Genomic DNA, 22,132 nt, shown 5'->3' on the forward strand with positions numbered 1-22,132 from the left:
CAACAGGTCAGATCGTCGCCGTGTCGATCACGAACCGGTACCGCACGTCGCTGCCGAGCACCCGCTCGTACGCGTCGTTGATCTCCTCCGCGCCGATCAGCTCGATCTCCGCGCCGATGCCGTGCTCGGCGCAGAAGTCCAGCATCTCCTGCGTCTCGCGGATCCCGCCGATCATGGAACCGGCCAGGGTCTTGCGCCCGCCGATCACCGAGAAGAGGTTGAGGGAGATCGGCTCCTCCGGGGCGCCGACGTTCACCAGGGCGCCGTCCGTCCTGAGCAGCCCCAGGTAGGCGCCGAAGTCGAGCGGGGCCGACACCGTGGAGACGATCAGGTCGAAGGTGCCCGCGAGCTGCTCGAAGGTGGCCGGGTCGCTGGTGGCGTAGTAGTGGTCGGCGCCCAGTCGCAGGCCGTCGTCCTTCTTGCGCAGGGACTGGGACAGCACGGTCACCTCGGCGCCGAGGGCGTGCGCGAGCTTGACGGCCATGTGGCCGAGGCCGCCCATGCCGAGGACGGCGACCTTCTTGCCGGGACCGGCGTTCCAGTGCTTCAGCGGCGAGTAGGTGGTGATGCCGGCGCACAGCAGCGGCGCGGCCTCGTCCAGGGCGATCCCCTCGGGGATGCGGACGACGTAGTTCTCGTCGACGACGATCTTCTGCGAGTAGCCGCCGTGGGTGGGCTCGCCGTCCTTGCCGATGGCGTTGTACGTGCCGACCATGCCCGAGCCGGTGCAGTACTGCTCCTGACCGGCGCGGCAGTTCTCGCACTCGCGGCAGGAGTCGACCATGCATCCGACGCCCACCCGGTCGCCGACGGCGAACTTCGTGACGCCGGGGCCGGCCTCGGAGACGACGCCGGCGATCTCGTGGCCGGGGACCATCGGGAAGATCGCCTCGCCCCAGCCCTCGCGGACCTGGTGGATGTCGGAGTGGCAGATGCCGGCGAACTTGATGTCGATCAGAACGTCGTGCTCGCCGACGGCCCGGCGCTCGATGGTGGTGCGCTCCAGCGGAGCCTTGGCGGCCGGTGCTGCGTACGCGGCGACAGTGGTCATGCCGGTTGCTCCAGGTTCTCGTGACTCTTGGGATGCCCCCAGCCTGCCGCCGCCGCGGGCCCTGACCCAGACCACGGTTCTTCCTACGTCCAGCGTGCCTACCACTGGCGGGGACAGGCTCCTGTGCGTACGACCGTGAATACTGGACGGCATGGACGGCATGGACGAGCAGCTCGGCCCCCGGCCGGAGACCGCACCGGAGCGCGAGCCGGAGACCGCACCGGCGGACGGCGCGGCCGGCGCCGGCCTGGACCGGCGTGCCGAGCTGAGCGAGTTCCTGCGCACCCGGCGGGCCCGGCTGAAGCCGGAGGACGTGGGGCTGCCGTCGTTCGGCCGGCGCCGCCGGGTACCGGGACTGCGCCGGGAGGAGCTGGCGCAGCTGGCCGGGGTGTCGGTGGCGTACTACACGCGGCTGGAGCAGGGCAACGGGCGGAACGTGTCGGCGGAGGTACTGGACTCGATCGCCCGCGCGCTGCGGCTGACCGACGCCGAGCACGCGCATCTGCTGCATCTGGCGAAGCCGAAGCAGCACCGGAAGAGGCCGGCGGCGCGGGCCCAGCAGGTGCGGCCGGCGCTGCGGCAGCTGCTGGACTCGGTCGAGACGGTCCCGGCGTACGTCGCGGGGCGGCGGTCGGACATCCTGGCCTGGAACCGGATGGCCGCGGCGCTGTTCGGGGACTGGGGGCAGTTGCCGGCGCAGGAGCGGAACTGGGCGCGGCAGGTGTTCCTGAACCCCGGCTACCGCGAGCTGTTCGTGGAGTGGGACCAGAAGGCGTCCGACATGGTCAGCTATCTGCGCATGGACGCGGGCTGTCACCCGGACGACCCGCGGCTGGCCGCCCTGGTCGGGGAACTCTCCGTGAAGAGCGAGGAGTTCCGGCGGCTGTGGGCCACGCACGACGTGAAGGAGAAGAGCCACGGCGTCAAGCGGCTGCGCCATCCGCTGGTCGGGGAGCTGACCCTGTCCTTCGAGACGTTCCGCCTGGTGGACGACGTGGACCAGTCCCTGGTGACCTACCACGCCGAGCCGGGTTCACCGTCGGCGGAGGCCCTGCGGCTGCTGGCGAGCTGGGGGACGGACGCGGCGGCGAAGCGGCTGACGGCATGAGGAACGGCCCGCCGGAAGGAGAACTTCCGGCGGGCCGCTCACCCATGGGTCACTTACCGGAGTAGGCGCCGTAGATCGAGATCGTCGACGTGTTGCCCTTCTTGTCGGCGATGGTGGCCCGGAAGGAGACCGACTTCCCCTTCGCCGGGTTCTTGACCTTGATCTTCCCCTTGCTGACCTTGGTCTTCTTCCAGGTCTTGCCGGAGTCGTAGGACACGTACACGGTCAGCGACTTGAGGTTCTTGCCGACCGCGGTGCCCTCGACGGTGACCGGGATGGCGACCGTCTTGCCGGACGGCACGGTGCTGTCCAGGGCCGTGGCCGCGTGGAAGCGGGCCGTGGAGGCGGGCAGCTTGGTGAGGTCGGCGGTCTTCTTCGAGCGGAACGTCCAGCTGGCGTCGATGCGGCCGGAGGCCGCCGCGACCTTGGCGCTGCGCTTGACCGACGTCGTCAGCCGGTACTTGGCGTCACCGGACGGGACGGTGAACTGGCCCTCGCCGAAGAGCGGGTCCTTGTTCGAGCCGACCTTCTTGCCGTCGCGGTACAGGGTGGTGCTGACCGAGCTGAACAGCGAGGACCCCGCGTGGCCCTTGCCGTCGGCGAACAGCGGGACGATGCCGGTGATGCTGTTGCCGTCGCGGAACAACCCGAAGTCGGCGGTGAGCCGCGGGCCGAAGACGGCCGTGTTGAAGGTGGTCGCGTAGCTCTTGCCGCCTTGGTACTTCTTGGGGGCGCCGAGGGTGTAGTAGGCCTCGCTGACCGGCCAGCCGTCGGCGTCCTTGCCGCCGTACTGCTCGAAGCTGACGTCCCAGCGCACGCCGCCCTGGGTGGACAGGTGCAGGGTGCGGGTCCCGGGGAGGGACTGGGGGACGCCGATCGCGGAGGCACCGAAGCTGCCGGGCAGTTCGCCCATCGCGGAGACGGCGCCCTGCTTGCCGCGCGCGGAGGCGCCCAGGCCGGTCTTCAGGGTGGCCAGGTCGCCCTTCTTGTAGTGGCGGGTGTAGCCGGTGGCGAGCTGCTTGACCGTGCCGCCGGCGACGGTGTCGTACTGCTCCTTGCCGCCCTTGGTCCAGTGGCCGTCCCACTGCTGGTACAGCGAGCCGTCGGTGATCTGCGGACCGAGGTGCCGGGTGCGGAAGTTGGCGTACGAGTCGAGCCACCAGCCGAAGGCGTTGACGCCGTCGCGGGTCTCCACGGCGAAGTCCGCCGAGGCGAACTCGGACTTGGCGGCCTTGTCCGGCACGGTGATCTTCACCGGCTTGGCGGTGCGGGCGTCCAGGGTGATCGTCGTGTTCTTGGTGACGTTCAGCCTGGGCTGTGCGAGCCAGTCGGCGCCGCGGTACGTCTCCGGGTCGTCGCCCACGTAGATCGCGGAGTTGAGGACGTAGCCGCCCTTGGGGACGCGGACGGTCACGGTGCCGTCGGCGTCGTACGGGGCGAACCACTGGCCGGCGGCGAGACCGGAGATGCCGGCCAGGTCGGTCGAGTAGTCCTTCGCGGGCTTGCCGTCGCGGCCCACGGTCCTGAGCGTGACGTCGTACGACTCGACCTCGCGCTCCACGGCCGCCGCGGTCCGGACGCTCTGCCCGCCGCCGGTCGCCGTGACGTACGCCGAGTAGGCGCCGTCGACGGTCCCGCCGAGCCTGGTGTCGACGGTCAGGTCCACGGAGGCCTTGCCGCCGGCCGGGACGGTGACCTTGCCGGCACCGAGCGTGAAGAAGCCGGCCGGGGCCGCCTTGCCCTTGGGGCCGGTGGCGGTCGCGGAGAGGCTGAGCGTGACGTCCTCGGTGCCCAGGTTGCGGTACGTCAGCTGCTTGGTCACCGGCTTGTCGTCGGTGTGCGGCCACTGCTGGACGCCGAAGCTCAGCGACACCGGGTCGGCGATCACGGTCTGCTTGCCGGCCTTGTCGACCTGGATGCGGCCCGAGCCCTGCTGGAAGGGGGTGTACTTGCCGCTCTTGGCGGACGCGGTGAGCGCGCCCTTCAGTTCGGCGTACGTCCAGTCCGGGTGCTGCTGCTTGAGCAGCGCCGCGGCGCCCGCGACGTGCGGGGTCGCCATCGACGTACCGGAGATGGTGACGTACCCGGCGGGCTTCTCGCCCTCCTCGCGGGCGATGAGGCTGCCCTTGGCGGAGGCGGCGGTGATGTCGACGCCGGGCGCGGTCACGTCGGGCTTGACGGCGCCGTCCAGGCCGGGGCCGCGGCTGGAGAAGTCGGCCAGCCGGTCCTTGTCGTCGACCGCGCCGACGGTGAGGGCCGCGGCGGCGCTGCCCGGGGAGCCGACGGTCCGCTCGCCGTCGCCCTCGTTGCCGGCGGCGATGGCGAAGAGGATGCCCTTCTCCGCGGAGAGCTTGTTGACCTGCGCCTCCAGCGGGTCGATCTCCGGGGTGTCGCCGCCGCCCAGGCTGAGGTTGATGATGTCGGCGCCCTGCGCGGCGGCCCACTCCATGCCGGCGAGGACGCCGGAGTCGTCGCCGTAGCCGTCGTCGCTGAGCACCTTGCCGTTGAGCAGTTCGGCGCCCGGGGCGACCCCCTTGAACTTCCCGCCGCCCTTGGCTCCGGTGCCCGCCGCGATGGAGGCGACGTGGGTGCCGTGGCCGTACTTGTCGGTGGCGTCGGGCGAGGGGGTGAAGTTCTTGGCCGCGACGACCTTGTTCTTCAGGTCGGGGTGCGTGGCGTCGACGCCGGTGTCCAGGACGGCGATCTTCACACCCTTGCCGTCGTAGCCCGAGGCCCAGGCCTTCGGGGCGCCGATCTGCGGTACGGACCTGTCGAGGCTGGCCTTGCGGACTCCGTCGAGCCAGACGTGGGCGATGCCGGAGGCGGCCTTCTCGCCGTCGGTGACCGCGGCCCACAGGCCGGGCGTGTCCTGGTGCGGGGTCTGTACGGCGTCGGCGTTCAGGGACTTCAGGGCGCGGCGCAGGGTGCCGGCGTCGCGCACCTCGGACTTGGTGGCGGCGGCCGCTCCCCGGTAGCCGACGATGACCTTGAGGCCGTTCTTCTGGGCCTTGCGGGTCGAGGCCTTGGCGAGTTCGGTGACGTCGAAGAGGCGCTGGTCGAGCTTGCCGGTGGCGACCAGGCGGGCGGCGTCGGCCGGGACGACGAGGGTGTGCCCGGCGGCCCTGCGGATCTGGACGGGTATGTGCTCACGGCCCTCGGCGCGCTCCAGGCCGGTGACCCGGCCCTGTGCGTCGACGACGACCCGGTCACCGGTGATCAGCGTGACACGGTGCTTGGCCTTGACGGAGGGCGCTGCGGTGCCGGCGGTCCGGTCGGCGTCGGCCGCCGTCCGGTTGCCGTCGGCCGCGGCCGGGCTGGTCATGCCCGCCGCGAGGGCCACGGCAGCCGCCGCGGCGACCGTGGCCGCGCACGCCCTGTTGAGGTGTCTGCGCAAGTCTCCCCCTTGCCGAAGTACCGGGTGAATCCCGTTCACCCGGCCGGGGGTGGTCTCGTGCGCGTGTGCGCAGCCCCCCGAAACCCGCAGTATTCCGGGGGGTGATCAGCCGCTCAACGGTGCGTGGGCCGATGGGACGGACCGTGCGGAAACCGCCTGCCGGCTGTTACGTGATCGCGCGAACTCCGTTACACGGCGACCGCGTTGGGCCCGGCATACGACGATGCCGCCGCCCGCCCGGGAGGGCGGACGGCGGCATCGGTGGGGCCGGGTGCGGGGGCGTCAGATCGCCGAACCCGCCTTCCACTGGGCCCAGTCCATGTTCCAGCCGTTGAGGCCGTTGTCCGGGGCGATGGTCTTGTCGCCGGTGTTCTGGACGACGACCACGTCACCGATGAGGGAGTTGTCGTAGAACCAGGCGCCCGGCGTGTTCGGGTCGTCGGCGCCCTTGACGTCGGCCAGGCCGACGCAGCCGTGGCTGGTGTTGGCGTTGCCGAAGATGGACTTGGCACCCCAGTAGTTGCCGTGGATGAAGGTGCCGGAGGTGCTCAGGCGCATGGCGTGCGGGACGTCCTTGATGTCGTACTCGCCCTCGCCGTCGTCGTCGGTGAAGCCGACCGTGGCGCCGTTCATCCGGGTCTCCTTGAACTTCTCGGAGATCACCATCTGGCCTTCGTAGGTCTTGTTCTCCGGGGAGCCGGCGGAGATCGGGATGGTCTTGATGGTCTTGCCGTCCTGCGTGACCTTCATCTGCTTGGTCTTCGCGTCGACATAGGAGACCTGGTTACGGCCGATCTTGAAGGTGACCGTCTTCTGCTGGACGCCGTAGACGCCCTCGGCTCCCTCGACGCCGTCGAGGGCGAGCTTGAGGGTGACGGTCGAGCCCTCCTGCCAGTAGTTCTCGGGGCGGCAGTCCATGCGCTGGGTGTTGAACCAGTGGCAGGCGACCTCCTGGCCGCTGCTGGAGCTGACCGTGATGCCCTTCTGGACGTCGGCCTTGTTGGTGATCTGCTTGTCGAAGTTGATCGACACGGGCATGCCGACGCCGACCGTGGTGCCGTCGTCCGGCGTGAAGGTGCCGATGAAGCTGTTGGCCGGGGAGACGGTGGTGAACGAGGCGTTCTCGTGGGCGGCGCGGCCCTCGGAGTCCTTGGCGGTCGCCGTCACCTTGTAGGTGGTGGCCCGCTCCAGCTGGCCGCTGGGCTTCCAGCTGGTCCTGTCCGCGGATATCTCGCCGCTGACCTCGGTGCCCTCGGTGGTGGTCATCTTCACCTCCGTGAGCGTGCCCTTGCTCACGGTCACCGCGGCGGAGTTGTTGATGGAGGCGTTGCTGGAGCCGTCCTTGGGGGTGATCTTGATCTGGGCCTCGGAGCTCTTCTCGGCCGCGGCCTTGTCGACCGTGGACTGCGAGGTGTCGTCGTTGCCCCCGCCGGAGGCGTCGTCCTCGCCGCCGGAACAGGCCGAGAGCACCAGGACACCGCCGAGCAGGGCGGACGCGGCCATGAGGCCCCTGCGCCGCTTACCGTCCGTCATCACACGCTTCTCCATCGTTACCGAATCCCCAAAACCCCAAGATCCCCCGTCAAGACTTCCAACGCTACGACCGGTTCGTCCCGTTCCCCATGCCCCCGAGGTGTGGGACACACCACGTCCACCGCGGATGCGGCCGGGGGCGCGGGTGTCGACCGGTGCGCCGGTTGAGACGACGAAACCCCGGGCAGCGGTTGCCGCCCGGGGCCATGAGTTCCCCGAACCGCGTCAGCCGACCGTACGTTCCGCGCCGTTCTCCGCGGCGTCGGCCCCGTCGTCTCGGCCGGCCTCGCCGTCCTCGCCGTACTGGCCGTCATCATCCTCGTCGAGGTCCCAGTCCGGCGAGTCGGGGTCGTAGTCGATCTGCTCACAGCTCCAGGAGGCCTGCTGGAGTTCGATCCCGGGCACCTCGCTGACCAGGTCGAACGGGTCGACGAGGTAGGCGAGGGCCTCCGCGGTGTCCTCCGTCACAGCACTCTCGGCGTGGGTCCGTTCCGCGTCGGGCAGCTCCCCCCGCCCGGACTGGTCGGCGATCCGCTGCAACGCGGCGCCGGTGACCGCCTCGTCGTCCTCGACTTCCAGGACCAGCTCGACGCGAAGACGGACATAACGTGATGTCTCAGGAGTACTCATACCCGGAGCGTACGGTCGCAGGCTCCCGTCACTTTCCTGTGACCCGCGCCTTTCACTAACATCGCCCCACACGGCCAATTCGCCAGCGCCACAAGGGGATCGATATTCCGTGTCATCCGCTCGCCGTCCGTTGCTGACCGCCACCGCCGCGGGTTCCCTGCTGTGCGCCCTGTGGTTCGTCCCGTCCGCGAACGCCTCCTCGGACGGTCCGGCGGGAGACACCCCGCCGAACACCCCGTCCAGCAGTGCGTCGCCGCAGGTCACCGAGCAGGCGAGGGCCGCCTCCGAGGGCACGGCGGACGGCTCGGCGGACGGCACGGCGGACGGCACGGCGGACACCGGGGCGACGGCCGCCGGCGCCGAGGTCAGACTGGCCGACACCGGCAGCTTCGACAGCACGCCGTACGTCATCGGCGGCACCGCGTTCCTGACGCTGGGCGCCGGTTTCGTGGTGTATTCGGTGCGCCGCGAACGCCTCGGTTTTTGATCCTTTTCTTTTCCCTGACCGATTCTTGACGAGCTTTTGGGGCCGGTCCACACCTCCGGTGGCCGGCCCCTCGGCCTGCTCGCGGGAGACCCGCCCTAGCTGTTCTGTCCGGGGAGGTTGTGGACGGGTGAGCCAGGTCTCGGCTGAGGGATCTTGAACAGGTGAGGGCCTTCCGGTTCGGTGTGGATTGCGACGTCTACACCAACAGAAAGGCCCTCGTGCCCCACCGTAATGCACCCCTGACCGAGACTGGACGGCTGCGTCTGGCCCGCTGCGTGGTCGAGGACGGCTGGACTCTTCGCCGGGCCGCTGAACGCTTCCAGGTCTCGCCCACCACCGCTCAGCGGTGGGCCGACCGCTACCGGGCGTCCGGCGAGGCCGGGATGAGTGATGTGTCCTCCCGCCCGCACACGAGCCCGCGCCGCACCCCGACCCGCACCGAGCGGCGCATCATCAAGGTCCGCGTGCTGCGCCGGTGGGGCCCGGCTCGCATCGCGCACCTGCTGCACCTGGTGCCCTCGACCGTGCATCGGGTCCTGACCCGCTACGGCCTGGCCCGCCTCGCCCATCTGGACCGGGCAACGGGCCGTGTCATACGCCGCTACGAACGCGACAAGCCCGGCGAGCTGGTCCACGTCGACATCAAGAAGCTGGGCAACATCCCCGACGGCGGCGGCCACAAGGTCCTCGGCCGCCAGGCCGGTCGTGCCAAACGGTCCAGCGTCGGCTACAGCTACCTGCACACCGCCGTCGACGACCACTCCCGCCTGGCCTACAGCGAGATACACACCGACGAGAAGAAGGAGACCGCCACCGGCTTCTGGCAGCGGGCCCAGACCTTCTTCGCACAGGCGGGAATCAGCGTCGAGCGGGTCCTGACCGACAACGGCTCCTGCTACCGCTCCCGTGCCTGGCGCGACGCGCTGGCAGCGGCCGGGATCACCCACAAGCGAACCCGGCCTTACCGGCCCCAGACCAACGGCAAGGTCGAACGCTTCAACCGCACCCTGCTCGACGAGTGGGCCTACGCCCGCCCCTACCAGTCAGAGCAGGAAAGACGTGACGCCTTCCCCAGCTGGCTGCACACCTACAATCACCACCGCGGACACACCGCGCTCAAGGGCCAGCCACCCGCCAGCCGCGTCCCCAACCTCACAGGGCAATACACCTAGCGCAGCGGCCCGGTGACCGTCTCCGCCGCCGCGACCAGCCGGCCGTCCCGGACGAACGCCTCCGCCGCGGCCAGGTCCGGCGCCAGATGGCGGTCGGGGCCGGGCCCTTCGACACCCGCCTCCCGTACGGCGTCGATGACCGCCCGGGTCGCGGGCGCCGGGGCGAGCCCCTCGCGGAGCTGGATCGCGCGGGTCGCCGCGTACAGCTCGACGGCGATGACCCGGGTGAGGTTGCCGACGGCGGTGCGCAGCTTGCGCGCGGCCGACCAGCCCATGGACACGTGGTCCTCCTGCATCGCGGAGGACGGGATGGAGTCCGCCGACGCCGGTACGGCCAGCCGCTTCAGCTCGCTGACCAGGGCGGCCTGCGTGTACTGGGCGATCATCAGACCCGAGTCCACGCCGGCGTCGTCGGCGAGGAACGGCGGCAGTCCGTGGCTGCGGTTCTTGTCCAGCAGCCGGTCGGTGCGCCGCTCGGCGATGGAGCCGAGGTCGGCGACGGCGACGGCGAGGAAGTCGAGGACGTAGGCGACCGGGGCGCCGTGGAAGTTGCCGTTGGACTCGACGCGCCCGTCGGGCAGGACGACGGGGTTGTCCACCGCCGACGCCAGTTCGCGCTCGGCGACCAGGCGGGCGTGGGCCAGGGTGTCCCGCCCGGCGCCGGCGACCTGCGGGGCGCAGCGCACCGAGTAGGCGTCCTGGACGCGCGGGGCGTCGTCCTGGTGATGGCCGGTCAGACCCGAGCCCTTCAGCACGGCGAGCATGTTGGCGGCGCTGGCGGCCTGCCCGGGGTGCGGGCGGATGGCGTGCAGCTCGGGGGCGAGCACCTTGTCGGTGCCGAGCAGCGCCTCCAGGGTCAGCGCGGCGGTGACGTCGGCGGACTTGTAGAGGGTGTCGAGGTCCGCGAGGGCCATGACCAGCATGCCGAGCATGCCGTCGGTGCCGTTGAGGAGGGCCAGGCCCTCCTTCTCGCGCAGTTCCACGGGCGCGAGGCCGTGCGCGGCGAGCAGTTCGGCGGCCGGGCGCACGGTGCCGTCCGGGCCCTCGGCCTCGCCCTCGCCCATGAGCGCGAGGGCGCAGTGGGACAGCGGCGCGAGATCGCCGGAGCAGCCGAGCGAGCCGTACTCGTGCACGACCGGGGTGATCCCGGCGTTGAGGAGGTCCGCCATGGCCTGCGCGACCTCGGGGCGGACGCCGGTGCGGCCGGAGCAGACGGTCTTCAGCCGCAGGAACATCAGGGCGCGGACGACCTCCCGCTCGACGCGCGGACCCATGCCGGCGGCGTGCGAGCGGACGATGTTGCGCTGGAGCCGGGCGCGCAGTTCGGGACTGATGTGCCGGGTCGCCAGGGCGCCGAAGCCGGTGCTGACGCCGTACACGGGGTCGGGCTTGGCGGCCAGCGCGTCCACGATCTCGCGGGCCGCGGCCAGCGCCGCCACCGCCTCCTCGGAGAGCTCGACCCGGGCGCCGCCGCGCGCCACGGCGAGGACGTCGGACGCGGTGGCCCCGGACGTCCCCACCACCACAGTGTGCATATCCATATTCAGGAGCGTACGCAGTGAATTCGATGATGTCACTAGTGGGACCGAGGGGCGCCCCTTACAGCACCCCTTACACCCGACACCCACCCTTGCAGCGGCGGGGCCGCTACGGCGCGTGCCGCCCCCGGAACCTGCGGCGCTCGCCGTTCTCCTCGTGGGACGGCTCGTCGGCGAGCCGTACGACGGGATCGTCCGGTCCCTCCCGGCCGGCGACGACCGGTCTGGTCGCCCGTTCGGCCTTGGCGCGGTACTGAGCGGCGTCGGCGAGCCGGAACAGCCGGCGGGCGGAGCGGACCGGTCCGACCGGGTCCTCCGTGGACGCCACCCCGCAGGCGACCCCGTCGCCGAGTTCCAGCTCCCCGGCCCGGCGGCACAGTTCGTCGGCCGCCTTGACCACGGCGTCGGCGGGCGGCCCCACCGCGAGCAGGCAGAACTCGTCGCCGCCCAGCCGCGCCACCAGTGCCCCCGGCACCATCGCCCCGCACACCGACAGCACCGACCCGAAACGCTCCAGCAGCCGGTCGCCGACGGCGTGCCCATGGGTGTCGTTGACCCGCTTGAGCCCATTGAGGTCGCAGACGACGAGGCTGACGGCGATGCCCTCCCGGCGGTGCCGCTCCACGGCCTCGTCCAGGTGGGCGTCCACGGCCCGGCGGTTGGCGAGACCGGTGAGCGCGTCGGTGTAGGCCAGCCGCCGCGCCTCCTCCAGCCGCTCCGTCTGCGCGATCCCGGCGGCGACGACGGAGGCCAGGACGGTGGCGAGGTCGGCGTCGGCCCGCTCGAAGACCGGCTCGCCCACCCTGCGGGCCACGTACAGCTCGCCCCAGGCCCGCCCGTGCAGCACGATCGGCGCCACCACGCAGCAGCCGCGCCCGCGGCGACGCAGGGCGGCGACGCGCTGCTGGACGTAGCCGGGCCGCCCGACGGCCGGGCCCTCGGCGGTCTCCACCCAGGCGCCGGGCTCGCCGCCCCCGGCCCACCGTTCGTGCAGGAACTCGGTGATCTCCGCGAACTGGTGCACCGGGTAGGACTCGTCCTCCGGGAACTCCTCCTCGTCCGGCGCCCGCTCCCCCACGTTCACCAGGACCCGCAGACGGCCCAGCTCCCGCTCCCACACCGACAGGGCGGCGAAGCTGCCGCCCAGCGCCCGGCACCCGCCCAGGGCCGCCGCGCGCCAGGCGTCGCGCAGGCTGTGCGCGGCGGCCATGCCCTGCGCCAGCGCCACGACGGCCGCGAGGTGTCTGTCCTCACCCATCTCACCAGGCTAGGGATGTTTAGGAAGAAGGGGGAGATTATCGGGGCGAACGGGGAGGAAGCGGGCGAGGTGGGTGAGAAGGGGGCGGACTCGGCTGAACGGGAAGGAATCGGTCTCGGCGAACGGGAAGGGGACGGGCGAGGGAAAGAGGAGGGAACAGGCGAGGCGAAACGGGAGGGAACAGGCGGGACGAACCGGAAAGGAGCGGGCCGGGGCGAACGGCAAGGGAGCGGGCGTCCTGGACCCTCAGCCGCCGGTCATGGACCCTCAGCCGCCGGGCGGGCCGAGTCGGCCGGCGCCGGGCGCCGGGCCGGCCGACGGGACCGGCTACTCCCCCGGCCACTGCGGCTTCCGCTTCTCGTTGAACGCCGCGACACCCTCCGCCCGGTCCCCCGAGAACGCCACCGTCCGCCAGGCCGCGTCCTCCACCTCCAGGCCGGCCCGCAGGTCCAGCCCCTGCCCGAGCCGCAGCGCCCGCTTGGCCGCGCGCAGCCCGACCGGTGAGTTGGCCGCGATCCGGGACGCCAGCGCCAGCGCCTCCGCACGGTCCCGGCCCTCGTCCACCAGCTGGTCGACGATGCCCAGCTCCCGCGCCTCGGCGGCCTCCACCCGGCGCGCGGTGAAGACCAGCTCGGCGGCCCGCGCCGCCCCCACCCGCCGGGGCAGCAACTGCGTGCCGCCACCCCCGGGGATCACGCCCACGGACACCTCGGGCAGCCCCACGACCGCCGTACGGTCGGCCACGATCAGATCGCAGGACAGCGCCAGCTCGAACCCGCCGCCGAGGGCGAATCCGTGCACGGCCGCGACCGTCGGCATCGGCAGTTCCAGCACCGCCGTGTACGCCCCGCGCGTCACCGGCCGCTGGCGCAGCAGGTCGGCGTCGCTGAAGGTGTTCCGCTCCTTCAGGTCGGCGCCGACGCAGAACGCCCGCTCGTGCGTCGAGGTGAGCACGACGGCCCGTACGCCGCGGTCGTCGGCCAGCGCCGCACAGGCGGCGGAGACGGACCGGGCCATCGCGGTCGAGACGGCGTTCATGGCCTTCGGCCGGTCGAGGGCGAGCTCCGCGACATGCCCGTCCCCGTGCCGCCGCACCAGGACGAACTCTCCGAACCGCTCCTCGCTCATGACACCCTCCGGGTTAACGCGGGTTAACAACTGGACGGCCCGATCATCGCAGGCGTCCGGGCCCGGGGAAAGCCCCGCCGGAAACCCGCGGCGCGGCCCGGCCGGGACCCGCCGGGCCGAGCCCGTCCACCCGTTCGGGTGACACCCACCCGCCTTCGGCGCCTCCGCCCCCGCGAGCGCATAGCGTGCGCCCCACCACGGCGCACCGGGGGATGTGCGCACCGGGGAGGGACGATGACGACGACCGACACGCCGGCCACACCGCAGCGCCCACGGGGCCCCCGTGGCCGGCACCGCCGCCCCCGTCCGCGCAAGGTGCTGGTCGCCGTCGGCGCCCTCACCCTGGCGGCCGGTGCCCTGAGTCTCGTACGCCCGGCGCCTGACGCCGACCCCGGCGGCTTCGACGCGGCCGAGGCCGGGCCCCGCGCGGGCGGCGGCCTCGCCGCGGAGCGGACGGCCACCGCCACCGCCGGCCCGCCCACGGTGCCGGGCCCGTCGGCGACCTCCGTGATGGGCGCCCTGAGCACACCGGCGGCCACCGGGTCCGTACTCGTGCCGGCCCCGGCCCCGGCCCCGACCTCGGCCACCGGCACGTGGCGTCCGACCGTCCCGTCCGCCCGCAGGCCGGCGACGTCCGTCCCGGACGCCCCGAACTCCCCCGACAGGCCCCGGCCGCCCGGCACCCGTCCGGCGCCCGGCCAGAACCCGCCCCCGGCGGCCACGCCCACGCCCCGCCCGCCGGAAAACGAGCGCCCCGCGCCGCCGAGCCGCGGCACGCCCCCGTCCACCCCGGACCGCACACCGGAACCGGACCGTCCCGGCCTGTGCGTGCCGGTCATCGGGCTGTGCGTGGACCTGCCCGGCTGACTGCCTCACGGACCGGCGGACTCAGCACCACCAGACCCGGAGGGGGACCGGCGAACTCGCCGGACGGCAGACCCGGCGGGAGTGACCGGCAGGCCCGACGGGCCGGCCGGCCGACCGTCCGACGGGCTCGGCGGCAGGGCCTACGGCTGCTCGCCCCGCCGCGTCAGCAGCCACGGCTCGACCACGCCGAGGCCACGCACCGGGCGCTGCCACATCGGCTGGAGCGCGAAGCGGTACGTCGGCGGCTCCTCGCCCTCCTTCTCCGCCGCGGCGGCCTCCTCGGCCGCCTCCGCCTCCGAGGAGGGGGCGTCCCTGGTGCGGATCAGCTCCTCCGCGAAGGCGGCGTCGACGAGAACGGCGTCGCGCGGCGCTATCGAGGTGAGCCGCGAGGCCAGGTTGACGGTGCTGCCGAAGACGTCGCCCATCCGGGTGGTCACGGTCCCGAAGGCCATGCCGACCCGCAGCTCCGGCATCGTCTCGTCACCCGCCATCGTCTCGATGAGCCTGAGGGCGATCTCCGCGGCCGTGCCCGCGTCGTCGGCGGCGTACAGCACCTCGTCGCCGAGGGTCTTGATCAGCCGGCCGCCGCGCGCGGCCACCAGGTCGGCGGCGGTGGTCTCGAAGGCCTCGACCAGCTCGCCGAGTTCCTCCTCCTCCATCCGGCGGGTCAGCCGGGTGAAGCCGACGAGGTCGGCGAAGGCGACGGCCAGCCGCCGGTCGACCATCTCCTCGTCGTCGGCGGCCTGCACGACCCGGCCGGTCGCGGCGGCGAGCTGGCGCCGCCAGACGTAGACGAGGAACTCCTCCAGCTCCGGCAGCAGCAGCTCGACCAGCGGATACGTGACCTCGGTGCGGGTCATGCCGGGCTCGGGGGGCTCGGTCAGGCCCTCCAGGAAGGAATCGATCTGCCATTCGGCCAGCCGGGCGGTGGTCTGTCCGGTGGAGCGCGCCACCTGGACCGCCATGGCCTCGCTCAGCAGCCCGGCCTCGACCAGACCGGACAGCCGCCGCAGCGCCAGGACGTCCGCCTCCGTGAGCGCCTTGGCCTGGCCGATGTCGGCGAAGCCCATGGCCCGCCAGAAGCGGGTGGCCAGCTCCACGGAGACACCGGCGCTGCGGGCCGCCTGGAAAGGGGTGTAGCGGCGCTCGGCGCCCAGGATGAGCTGTTCGAGGCGGAGCGCGAGGGGGTTGTCCTCGCCGTCCTCGCCGGAGTCGGCGGCGTGGGAGTCCCCCAGTTCGGGCGGAGTGGAGCCCGGGGGCGGGTCCACCCGGCCGTCTCCGTCCGCGCCGGAGCCCGTGTCGTCGACGGTCACGCCTGTTGCCCTTCCGATCTGCCGCGGTCAGGTTCGACCGGCCCCAACTTTACGTCAGCTGTGGGCCAGCTCACTCCGTCAGGTAAAGCCGACGGTAGGGCTCCGGTACCCGTTCGGCACCCGGCCTCCCCGCGGGCCCCGCCGGGGGCCGCCGTCCCCGGTCCTCCGCGCCCGGTCCTCCGCCCTCGGCCGGAAGGGTCTCGTCCGCCGTCGCCGGGCGGGCTCGGGCGGGCCGCGTCACGCCGGGCGCAGGTGCACGATGTCTCCCGCGCCCACCGGCTCCTGCACCCCTTCCTCCGTGGCGAGGACCAGCCGCCCGTCCCCGTCGACGGCCACCGCCTCGCCGACCACCGACCGCTCGCCCGGCAGCTCCGCGCGCACCACCCGTCCGAGGGTCGCGCACCCGGCGGCGTACGTCTCCTGAAGGCCGCAGGCCCCCGGGTCGCCCCCGGCCGACCGCCACCGCCCGTACCACTCCTCCAGCGACCGCAGCACCCCGCGCAGCAGCGGGTCCCGGTCCGTGCTCGCCGCCCCGGCCAGCGCCAGCGACCCGGCCACGGGCACCGGCAGCTCCTCGGCCCGCAGGGTCACGTTGATGCCGACGCCGATGACCACGCCGTCGTCGCCGGCCCGCTCCAGCAGGATGCCGCCGGCCTTGCGCTCCTCGCCGCCGACGGTGACGAGCAGGTCGTTGGGCCACTTCAGGGCGGTGTCGACGCCGGCTGTGCGGGACAGGCCGGTCGCCACCGCGACGCCGGTGAGCAGCGGCAGCCAGCCCCAGCGCGGCACCGGCACCTCGCCCGGCTTCAGCAGCACGGAGAAGAACAGGCCGGAGCGGGCCGGTGCCGTCCACTGCCGGTCGAGGCGTCCGCGCGCGGCGGTCTGCTCCTCGGCGACCAGGACGGCCCCCTCGCCCGCCGCGCCCTCGGCGGCGCGCGCGACCAGGTCGGAGTTGGTGGAGCCGGTGCGCGGCACCACCTCGACCTGTGTCCACAGGCCGCCCTCCCGCACCAGGCCCCGGCGCAGGGCGGTGGCGTTCAGGGGCGGGCGGTCCAGGTCGGACCACCTGCTGCTGTCGTCTGAGGCATCTCGCGGCGTCATGCAAGCCAGACTAGGTGTGGGAAAGACCGCACTGCCGATCCGAGGGCCCACTACTACTCTACGAATGAGTAACCGTCCCCCCTTTTGAGCAGGCAGGGAGCCGCATCCCGATGTCCGAGCCGGAAGAGCAGCAGCCTGACATCCACACCACCGCGGGGAAGCTCGCGGATCTCGAGCGCCGTATCCAGGAGGCTACGCACGCCGGTTCGGCACGGGCCGTCGAGAAGCAGCACGCCAAGGGCAAGCTGACGGCCCGTGAGCGCATCGGCCTGCTGCTCGACGAGGGTTCCTTCGTGGAGCTGGACGAGTTCGCCCGGCACCGCTCCACCAACTTCGGCCTGGACGCCAACCGGCCCTACGGCGACGGGGTCGTCACCGGGTACGGCACCGTCGACGGCCGCCCGGTCGCCGTGTTCTCGCAGGACTTCACCGTCTTCGGCGGGGCCCTCGGCGAGGTCTACGGCCAGAAGATCGTCAAGGTGATGGACTTCGCGCTGAAGACCGGCTGCCCGGTCATCGGCATCAACGACTCCGGCGGCGCCCGCATCCAGGAAGGCGTCGCCTCCCTCGGTGCCTACGGCGAGATCTTCCGCCGCAACACCCACGCCTCCGGCGTCATCCCGCAGATCTCCCTGGTGGTCGGACCGTGCGCGGGCGGCGCGGTCTACTCCCCCGCGATCACCGACTTCACCGTCATGGTCGACCAGACCTCGCACATGTTCATCACCGGCCCGGACGTCATCAAGACGGTCACCGGCGAGGACGTCGGATTCGAGGAGCTGGGCGGCGCCCGCACCCACAACTCCACCTCGGGCGTGGCCCACCACATGGCCGGCGACGAGAAGGACGCCATCGAGTACGTCAAGCAGCTGCTGTCGTACCTGCCGTCCAACAACCTCTCCGAGCCCCCCGCCTTCCCGGAGGAGGCGGACCTGGCGGTCACCGACGAGGACCGCGAGCTGGACGTGCTCGTCCCGGACTCGGCGAACCAGCCCTACGACATGCACACCGTCATCGAGCACGTGCTGGACGACGCCGAGTTCTTCGAGACCCAGCCGATGTTCGCACCGAACATCCTCACCGGCTTCGGGCGCGTGGAGGGCCACCCGGTCGGCATCGTCGCCAATCAGCCGATGCAGTTCGCCGGCTGCCTGGACATCACCGCCTCCGAGAAGGCGGCCCGTTTCGTCCGCACGTGCGACGCCTTCAACGTGCCCGTGATCACCTTCGTCGACGTGCCCGGCTTCCTGCCCGGCGTCGACCAGGAACACGACGGCATCATCCGCCGCGGCGCCAAGCTGATCTACGCCTACGCGGAGGCGACGGTCCCGCTGATCACGGTGATCACCCGGAAGGCCTTCGGCGGCGCCTACGACGTGATGGGCTCCAAGCACCTGGGCGCCGACCTCAACCTGGCCTGGCCGACCGCCCAGATCGCGGTCATGGGCGCGCAGGGAGCCGTCAACATCCTGCACCGCCGCACCATCGCCGACTCGGACGACCCCGAGGCGGCGCGGGCCCGCCTGATGCAGGAGTACGAGGACGCCCTCCTCAACCCCTACGTCGCGGCCGAGCGCGGCTACGTCGACGCCGTGATCATGCCGTCCGACACCCGCCGCCACATCGTCCGCGGCCTGCGTCAGCTGCGCACCAAGCGGGAATCCCTCCCGCCGAAGAAGCACGGCAACATCCCCCTCTAAGGAGCCGCTGTGACGATCAAGGTCGTACGGGGCAACCCCACCCCGGAGGAGCTGGCCGCCGCCCTGGCGGTGGTCCGCGCCCGCGCCGCGGCGGCGGCAGCCGAGCCGCCCGGCGGGCAGCGCCCACGCGACGCGTGGTCCGACCCGTCCCGCATCGCGGCGGCCCACCTGCCCCACCCGGGCCCGGCCTCCTGGACACGCACGTACTGGCCGGGCTAGCGACGGTGGACTCAGGGGCGCGGGGCCGTGCCGGCATGCGGCTGCGCGCGTGGGCGCACGGAAAGCGAAACGCCGCGCCCCAATTGAGTACCCGTACTCAGGCGCCCTCCCCGGGCAGGCCTCACGCTGGTGGCATGCTGTGGTCCGACCCCGAGAACGAGCCGCCCGAAGAACTGCGCGACACGCAGGACATGTTGCGGCGGCTGAGCGTTCTCCTGGCGCTGGCCATGGTGCTGGCGATGATCGTGATCGGGGTGAGGTGAGCCGGCCCCGGCCGGGTGACTAACCTGGCCGTATGACTGCTCAGCGCCGCAGGCGACTCGTCCTCGCCTCCCAGTCCCCCGCCCGGCTCGGACTGCTGCGCCAGGCCGGACTCGACCCCGAGGTGATCGTGAGCGGTGTCGACGAGGACGCCGTCACCGCCCCGACCCCGGCGGAGCTGGCCCTCGCCCTCGCCGAGGCCAAGGCCTCCGTGGTGGCCGCCCGGCCCGAGGTCCGGGGCGCCCTGGTGATCGGCTGCGACTCGGTGCTCGACCTGGACGGCCGGGCGCTCGGCAAGCCCGCCGACGCGGAGGAGGCCACCGCCCGCTGGAAGGCGATGCGCGGCCGGGCCGGCACGCTGCAGACCGGCCACTGCGTCTACGACACCGTCTCCGGCCGCCACGCCTCGGCCACCGCCTCCACCGTCGTCCGCTTCGGCGACCCGACCGACGAGGAGATCGCCGCCTACGTCGCCTCCGGCGAGCCCCTGCACGTCGCCGGGGCGTTCACCCTGGACGGCCGCTCGGCGCCGTTCATCGACGGCATCGACGGCGACCACGGCAATGTGATCGGCATCAGCCTGCCCCTCGTACGGCGCCTGCTGGGCCGGCTGGGGACCTCCGTCACCGACCTGTGGACGTGACCTGAGCCCGGTGCCGCGAGCCGGTCGTCCTCACGCGGGCGCGGCGCCGTTCGCGGGCTCGCCGTCGGCGGGACCGCCGTTCCCGGCGGTGTGCGGTCCCCCGTCCGCCGGTGGCTCCCCCGCGTCGTACGTCATCAGCAGCAGCACGATGAGCCCCAGCACCAGGACCATGAACAGGAAGGCCGGCCAGCCCACCAGCCCCCAGGTGAAGGCGCCGAGCAGCGCGTGCACCACGGCCGCGCTGATCAGCAGCACCCGGCCGAGCCCGGCGGGCCGCCGGTCGCGCAGGGCCACCAGCAGCGCGACCAGTGCGCACAGGGCGAAGTAGAGGCCGAAGACGACACCGCCGGCCTTCGAGGACACGGACATCATGTGCGGGTCGAGGCCGGCCAGCGACATGCTCTGCCGGTCCACGACCACTCCGAGGAACCAGTTCAGCGCCGCGATGCCGAGCGCCTCGGCGAACAGCACGACCGTCACGATCCACGCCACCGGTCTGCGCACCACCGGCCCCCACCCACCTTCGAGCACACCACGGTTACCCCGAGTACGTCCTGGACGTCGCGAACGCTACTAACGGGTAAACCTTCGGACAAGGGTTCTACGGCGGGCAAAGAATCATTGGGCCATTCGTAGGGACTCCACAAAGAAACCGAGTGGGCCGCAGCACGCTCTCACAGAGACCTTGACCACATCGCCGGGCTAGGGTTTCCGGGAGGAGGCCTGCGTACCGTGGTGCGACAAGGGCTTTCGCGGGTCGAGCGAGCCTCGAATCACGCTCCGTGTGGGCAAGCTCACCATTGGGGACGGGTCGAAGTGCCGTGTCGGCAGTCCCTAAACTCGGCTTGTTTCAAGGAGGGAGCCTCAATCGTGCGCAAGGTGCTCATCGCCAACCGTGGCGAAATCGCTGTCCGCGTGGCCCGGGCCTGTCGGGACGCCGGGATCGCGAGCGTGGCCGTCTACGCGGACCCGGACCGGGACGCTCTGCATGTCCGCGCCGCGGATGAGGCGTTCGCCCTGGGCGGTGACACCCCGGCCACCAGCTACCTGGACATCGGCAAGGTCCTGGGCGCCGCGCGTGAATCGGGCGCGGACGCCATCCATCCCGGCTACGGCTTCCTCTCCGAGAACGCGGAGTTCGCCCAGGCGGTCCTGGACGCCGGTCTGATCTGGATCGGCCCGCCGCCGCAGGCCATCCGCGACCTGGGCGACAAGGTCGCGGCGCGGCACATCGCCCAGCGCGCCGGTGCCCCGCTGGTCGCCGGCACCCCGGACCCGGTCTCCGGCTCGGAGGAGGTCGTGGCCTTCGCCGAGGAGCACGGCCTGCCGATCGCCATCAAGGCCGCCTTCGGCGGCGGCGGGCGCGGCCTGAAGGTCGCCCGCACCCTCGAAGAGGTCCCCGAGCTGTACGACTCCGCCGTCCGCGAGGCGGTGGCCGCCTTCGGCCGCGGCGAGTGCTTCGTCGAGCGCTACCTCGACAGGCCCCGCCACGTGGAGACGCAGTGCCTGGCCGACCAGCACGGCAACGTGGTCGTCGTCTCCACCCGTGACTGCTCCCTCCAGCGCCGCCACCAGAAGCTGGTCGAGGAGGCCCCCGCGCCGTTCCTGTCCGAGGAGCAGGTCGCGGAGCTGTACCGCGCCTCCAAGGCCATCCTCAAGGAGGCCGGCTACGTCGGCGCCGGCACCGTGGAGTTCCTCGTCGGCAACGACGGCACCATCTCCTTCCTGGAGGTCAACACCCGTCTCCAGGTCGAGCACCCGGTCACCGAGGAGGTCGCCGGCATCGACCTGGTCCGCGAGATGTTCCGCATCGCCGACGGCGAGGAGCTGGGCTATGACGACCCGGTGCTGCGCGGTCACTCCTTCGAGTTCCGCATCAACGGCGAGGACCCGGGCCGCAACTTCCTGCCCGCCCCCGGCACGGTCACCAGGTTCGACCCGCCCTCCGGCCCCGGCGTCCGCCTGGACGCCGGTGTGGAGTCCGGCAGCGTCATCGGCCCGGCGTGGGACTCCCTGCTGGCCAAGCTGATCGTCTCCGGCCGCACCCGCAAGGAGGCGCTGGAGCGCGCCGCCCGCGCCCTGGAGGAGTTCCAGGTCGAGGGCATGGCCACCGCGATCCCGTTCCACCGCGCGGTGGTGCGTGACCCGGCCTTCGCGCCCGAGCTGACCGGCTCCACAGACCCGTTCACGGTCCACACCCGCTGGATCGAGACCGAGTTCGTCAACGAGATCAAGCCCTTCGCCGCCCCGGCCGACGCCGAGGCCGAGGAGGACGCGGGCCGCGAGACGGTCGTCGTCGAGGTCGGCGGCAAGCGCCTGGAGGTCTCCCTGCCCGCGTCGCTCGGCATGAGCCTGGCCCGCACCGGCCTCGCCGCCGGCGCCAAGCCCAAGCGCCGCGCCGCGAAGAAGTCCGGTCCCGCCGCCTCCGGCGACACCCTCGCCTCTCCGATGCAGGGCACCATCGTCAAGATCGCCGTGGAGGAGGGCCAGGAGGTCAAGGAGGGCGACCTGGTCGTCGTCCTGGAGGCCATGAAGATGGAACAGCCCCTCAACGCCCACAAGTCCGGCACCGTCAAGGGCCTGACCGCCGAGATGGGCGCCTCCATCACCTCGGGCTCCGCCATCTGCGAGATCAAGGACTGACAGCAGATCATGTGACGTGCGTTCCCCGTGCCCGCCGGTGAGGGCGCGGGGTCCCGTCCGGCATGCGGCTCGGCCGCGAGCAACCA

19 protein-coding genes are annotated in these 22,132 nt (G+C 72.3%); 9 read left to right on the forward strand and 10 right to left on the reverse strand.

From position 1 onward, the window contains the following. Positions 1 to 7 precede the first annotated feature (7 nt). A complete protein-coding gene (locus tag ACLGIH_RS12160; RefSeq protein WP_416525266.1) occupies positions 8 to 1,051 on the reverse strand; it encodes an NAD(P)-dependent alcohol dehydrogenase in 1,044 nt (347 codons plus the stop codon). Between the two features lie 160 nt (positions 1,052 to 1,211). Between ACLGIH_RS12160 and ACLGIH_RS12165 the strand changes: the two genes are divergently transcribed. Then, positions 1,212 to 2,159 (forward strand): helix-turn-helix domain-containing protein, encoded by a 948-nt coding sequence (locus ACLGIH_RS12165; RefSeq protein ID WP_416529354.1) that lies wholly within the window; start codon positions 1,212 to 1,214, stop codon positions 2,157 to 2,159. Between the two features lie 49 nt (positions 2,160 to 2,208). Here ACLGIH_RS12165 and ACLGIH_RS12170 read toward each other — a convergent pair whose 3' ends face one another. From ACLGIH_RS12170 to ACLGIH_RS12180, 3 genes are all read right to left on the reverse strand, one after another. After that, positions 2,209 to 5,481 carry a S8 family peptidase gene (locus ACLGIH_RS12170; RefSeq protein WP_416529355.1) on the reverse strand — a complete coding sequence of 1,091 codons (3,273 nt, stop codon included), beginning with the start codon at positions 5,479 to 5,481 and terminating at the stop codon, positions 2,209 to 2,211. 354 nt (positions 5,482 to 5,835) lie between these two features. Then, positions 5,836 to 7,086, reverse strand: a complete 1,251-nt coding sequence (locus ACLGIH_RS12175; RefSeq protein ID WP_416525267.1) for a L,D-transpeptidase — start codon at positions 7,084 to 7,086, stop codon at positions 5,836 to 5,838. Positions 7,087 to 7,311: 225 nt separating this feature from the next. Beyond that, positions 7,312 to 7,716 (reverse strand): hypothetical protein, encoded by a 405-nt coding sequence (locus ACLGIH_RS12180; RefSeq protein ID WP_416525268.1) that lies wholly within the window; start codon positions 7,714 to 7,716, stop codon positions 7,312 to 7,314. A gap of 109 nt (positions 7,717 to 7,825) precedes the next feature. Here ACLGIH_RS12180 and ACLGIH_RS12185 point away from each other — a divergent pair, with 109 nt between their 5' ends. Together ACLGIH_RS12185 and ACLGIH_RS12190 are read left to right on the forward strand one after the other, a co-directional pair. Next, positions 7,826 to 8,203, forward strand: coding sequence for a hypothetical protein (locus ACLGIH_RS12185; protein WP_416525269.1), 378 nt, complete (start codon positions 7,826 to 7,828; stop codon positions 8,201 to 8,203). Positions 8,204 to 8,421: 218 nt separating this feature from the next. Next, a complete protein-coding gene (locus tag ACLGIH_RS12190) occupies positions 8,422 to 9,375 on the forward strand; it encodes an IS481 family transposase (protein ID WP_416525270.1) in 954 nt (317 codons plus the stop codon). Here ACLGIH_RS12190 and hutH read toward each other — a convergent pair. From hutH to ACLGIH_RS12205, 3 genes are all read right to left on the reverse strand, one after another. After that, the gene (gene hutH, locus ACLGIH_RS12195; protein WP_416529356.1) at positions 9,372 to 10,910 is read right to left on the reverse strand and encodes a histidine ammonia-lyase; all 1,539 of its coding nucleotides are present in this window, start codon (positions 10,908 to 10,910) and stop codon (positions 9,372 to 9,374) included. The genes ACLGIH_RS12190 and hutH overlap by 4 nt on opposite strands. Positions 10,911 to 11,022: 112 nt before the next feature. Continuing rightward, positions 11,023 to 12,171, reverse strand: coding sequence for a GGDEF domain-containing protein (locus ACLGIH_RS12200; protein ID WP_416525271.1), 1,149 nt, complete (start codon positions 12,169 to 12,171; stop codon positions 11,023 to 11,025). 327 nt (positions 12,172 to 12,498) lie between these two features. Next, positions 12,499 to 13,299 carry an enoyl-CoA hydratase/isomerase family protein gene (locus ACLGIH_RS12205; RefSeq protein WP_416525272.1) on the reverse strand — a complete coding sequence of 267 codons (801 nt, stop codon included), beginning with the start codon at positions 13,297 to 13,299 and terminating at the stop codon, positions 12,499 to 12,501. Between the two features lie 234 nt (positions 13,300 to 13,533). Here ACLGIH_RS12205 and ACLGIH_RS12210 point away from each other — a divergent pair, with 234 nt between their 5' ends. Beyond that, on the forward strand, positions 13,534 to 14,166 hold the full coding sequence (locus ACLGIH_RS12210; protein ID WP_416525273.1) for a hypothetical protein: 633 nt from the start codon (positions 13,534 to 13,536) through the stop codon (positions 14,164 to 14,166). A 140-nt stretch (positions 14,167 to 14,306) separates the two neighbouring features. Here the strand turns inward: ACLGIH_RS12210 and ACLGIH_RS12215 are convergent, their stop codons facing one another. Next, positions 14,307 to 15,479 (reverse strand): adenylate/guanylate cyclase domain-containing protein, encoded by a 1,173-nt coding sequence (locus ACLGIH_RS12215; RefSeq protein WP_416525274.1) that lies wholly within the window; start codon positions 15,477 to 15,479, stop codon positions 14,307 to 14,309. Positions 15,480 to 15,716: 237 nt separating this feature from the next. Then, on the reverse strand, positions 15,717 to 16,580 hold the full coding sequence (locus ACLGIH_RS12220; protein ID WP_416525275.1) for a biotin--[acetyl-CoA-carboxylase] ligase: 864 nt from the start codon (positions 16,578 to 16,580) through the stop codon (positions 15,717 to 15,719). A gap of 110 nt (positions 16,581 to 16,690) precedes the next feature. Between ACLGIH_RS12220 and ACLGIH_RS12225 the strand changes: the two genes are divergently transcribed. The 4 genes from ACLGIH_RS12225 to ACLGIH_RS12240 all read left to right on the forward strand — a co-directional run bounded on the left by ACLGIH_RS12225 (position 16,691) and on the right by ACLGIH_RS12240 (position 19,403). Continuing rightward, positions 16,691 to 18,280 (forward strand): acyl-CoA carboxylase subunit beta, encoded by a 1,590-nt coding sequence (locus tag ACLGIH_RS12225; protein WP_416525276.1) that lies wholly within the window; start codon positions 16,691 to 16,693, stop codon positions 18,278 to 18,280. A gap of 9 nt (positions 18,281 to 18,289) precedes the next feature. Continuing rightward, complete coding sequence (locus tag ACLGIH_RS12230) at positions 18,290 to 18,499, forward strand: acyl-CoA carboxylase epsilon subunit (RefSeq protein ID WP_416525277.1); 210 nt, start codon at positions 18,290 to 18,292, stop codon at positions 18,497 to 18,499. Positions 18,500 to 18,633: 134 nt separating this feature from the next. Beyond that, entirely contained in the window at positions 18,634 to 18,762 is a 129-nt protein-coding gene (gene mmpB / locus ACLGIH_RS12235; RefSeq protein WP_107062905.1) for a morphogenic membrane protein MmpB, read from the forward strand. Between the two features lie 32 nt (positions 18,763 to 18,794). Continuing rightward, positions 18,795 to 19,403 carry a Maf family protein gene (locus ACLGIH_RS12240; protein WP_416525278.1) on the forward strand — a complete coding sequence of 203 codons (609 nt, stop codon included), beginning with the start codon at positions 18,795 to 18,797 and terminating at the stop codon, positions 19,401 to 19,403. A 30-nt stretch (positions 19,404 to 19,433) separates the two neighbouring features. Here ACLGIH_RS12240 and ACLGIH_RS12245 read toward each other — a convergent pair whose 3' ends face one another. Further along, positions 19,434 to 19,910 (reverse strand): hypothetical protein, encoded by a 477-nt coding sequence (locus ACLGIH_RS12245; RefSeq protein ID WP_416525279.1) that lies wholly within the window; start codon positions 19,908 to 19,910, stop codon positions 19,434 to 19,436. Positions 19,911 to 20,273: 363 nt separating this feature from the next. On the opposite strand from ACLGIH_RS12245, the gene ACLGIH_RS12250 reads away from it, so the two are divergent. Further along, complete coding sequence (locus ACLGIH_RS12250; RefSeq protein ID WP_416525280.1) at positions 20,274 to 22,046, forward strand: acetyl/propionyl/methylcrotonyl-CoA carboxylase subunit alpha; 1,773 nt, start codon at positions 20,274 to 20,276, stop codon at positions 22,044 to 22,046. Positions 22,047 to 22,132 lie beyond the last annotated feature (86 nt).

The organism is Streptomyces hamibioticus (assembly GCF_047946815.1).
Classification (GTDB): domain Bacteria; phylum Actinomycetota; class Actinomycetes; order Streptomycetales; family Streptomycetaceae; genus Streptomyces.

Coding starts and splice junctions, on each gene's coding strand:
- ACLGIH_RS12160 (WP_416525266.1), bottom strand. CDS start 1,051: ATGACCACTGTCGCCGCGTACGCAGCACCGGCCGCCAAGGCTCCGCTG.
- ACLGIH_RS12200 (WP_416525271.1), bottom strand. CDS start 12,171: ATGGGTGAGGACAGACACCTCGCGGCCGTCGTGGCGCTGGCGCAGGGC.
- ACLGIH_RS12225 (WP_416525276.1), top strand. CDS start 16,691: ATGTCCGAGCCGGAAGAGCAGCAGCCTGACATCCACACCACCGCGGGG.
- ACLGIH_RS12210 (WP_416525273.1), top strand. CDS start 13,534: ATGACGACGACCGACACGCCGGCCACACCGCAGCGCCCACGGGGCCCC.
- ACLGIH_RS12205 (WP_416525272.1), bottom strand. CDS start 13,299: ATGAGCGAGGAGCGGTTCGGAGAGTTCGTCCTGGTGCGGCGGCACGGG.
- ACLGIH_RS12180 (WP_416525268.1), bottom strand. CDS start 7,716: ATGAGTACTCCTGAGACATCACGTTATGTCCGTCTTCGCGTCGAGCTG.
- ACLGIH_RS12175 (WP_416525267.1), bottom strand. CDS start 7,086: ATGACGGACGGTAAGCGGCGCAGGGGCCTCATGGCCGCGTCCGCCCTG.
- ACLGIH_RS12165 (WP_416529354.1), top strand. CDS start 1,212: ATGGACGAGCAGCTCGGCCCCCGGCCGGAGACCGCACCGGAGCGCGAG.
- ACLGIH_RS12170 (WP_416529355.1), bottom strand. CDS start 5,481: ATGACCAGCCCGGCCGCGGCCGACGGCAACCGGACGGCGGCCGACGCC.
- hutH (WP_416529356.1), bottom strand. CDS start 10,910: ATGCACACTGTGGTGGTGGGGACGTCCGGGGCCACCGCGTCCGACGTC.
- mmpB (WP_107062905.1), top strand. CDS start 18,634: ATGCTGTGGTCCGACCCCGAGAACGAGCCGCCCGAAGAACTGCGCGAC.
- ACLGIH_RS12240 (WP_416525278.1), top strand. CDS start 18,795: ATGACTGCTCAGCGCCGCAGGCGACTCGTCCTCGCCTCCCAGTCCCCC.
- ACLGIH_RS12220 (WP_416525275.1), bottom strand. CDS start 16,580: ATGACGCCGCGAGATGCCTCAGACGACAGCAGCAGGTGGTCCGACCTG.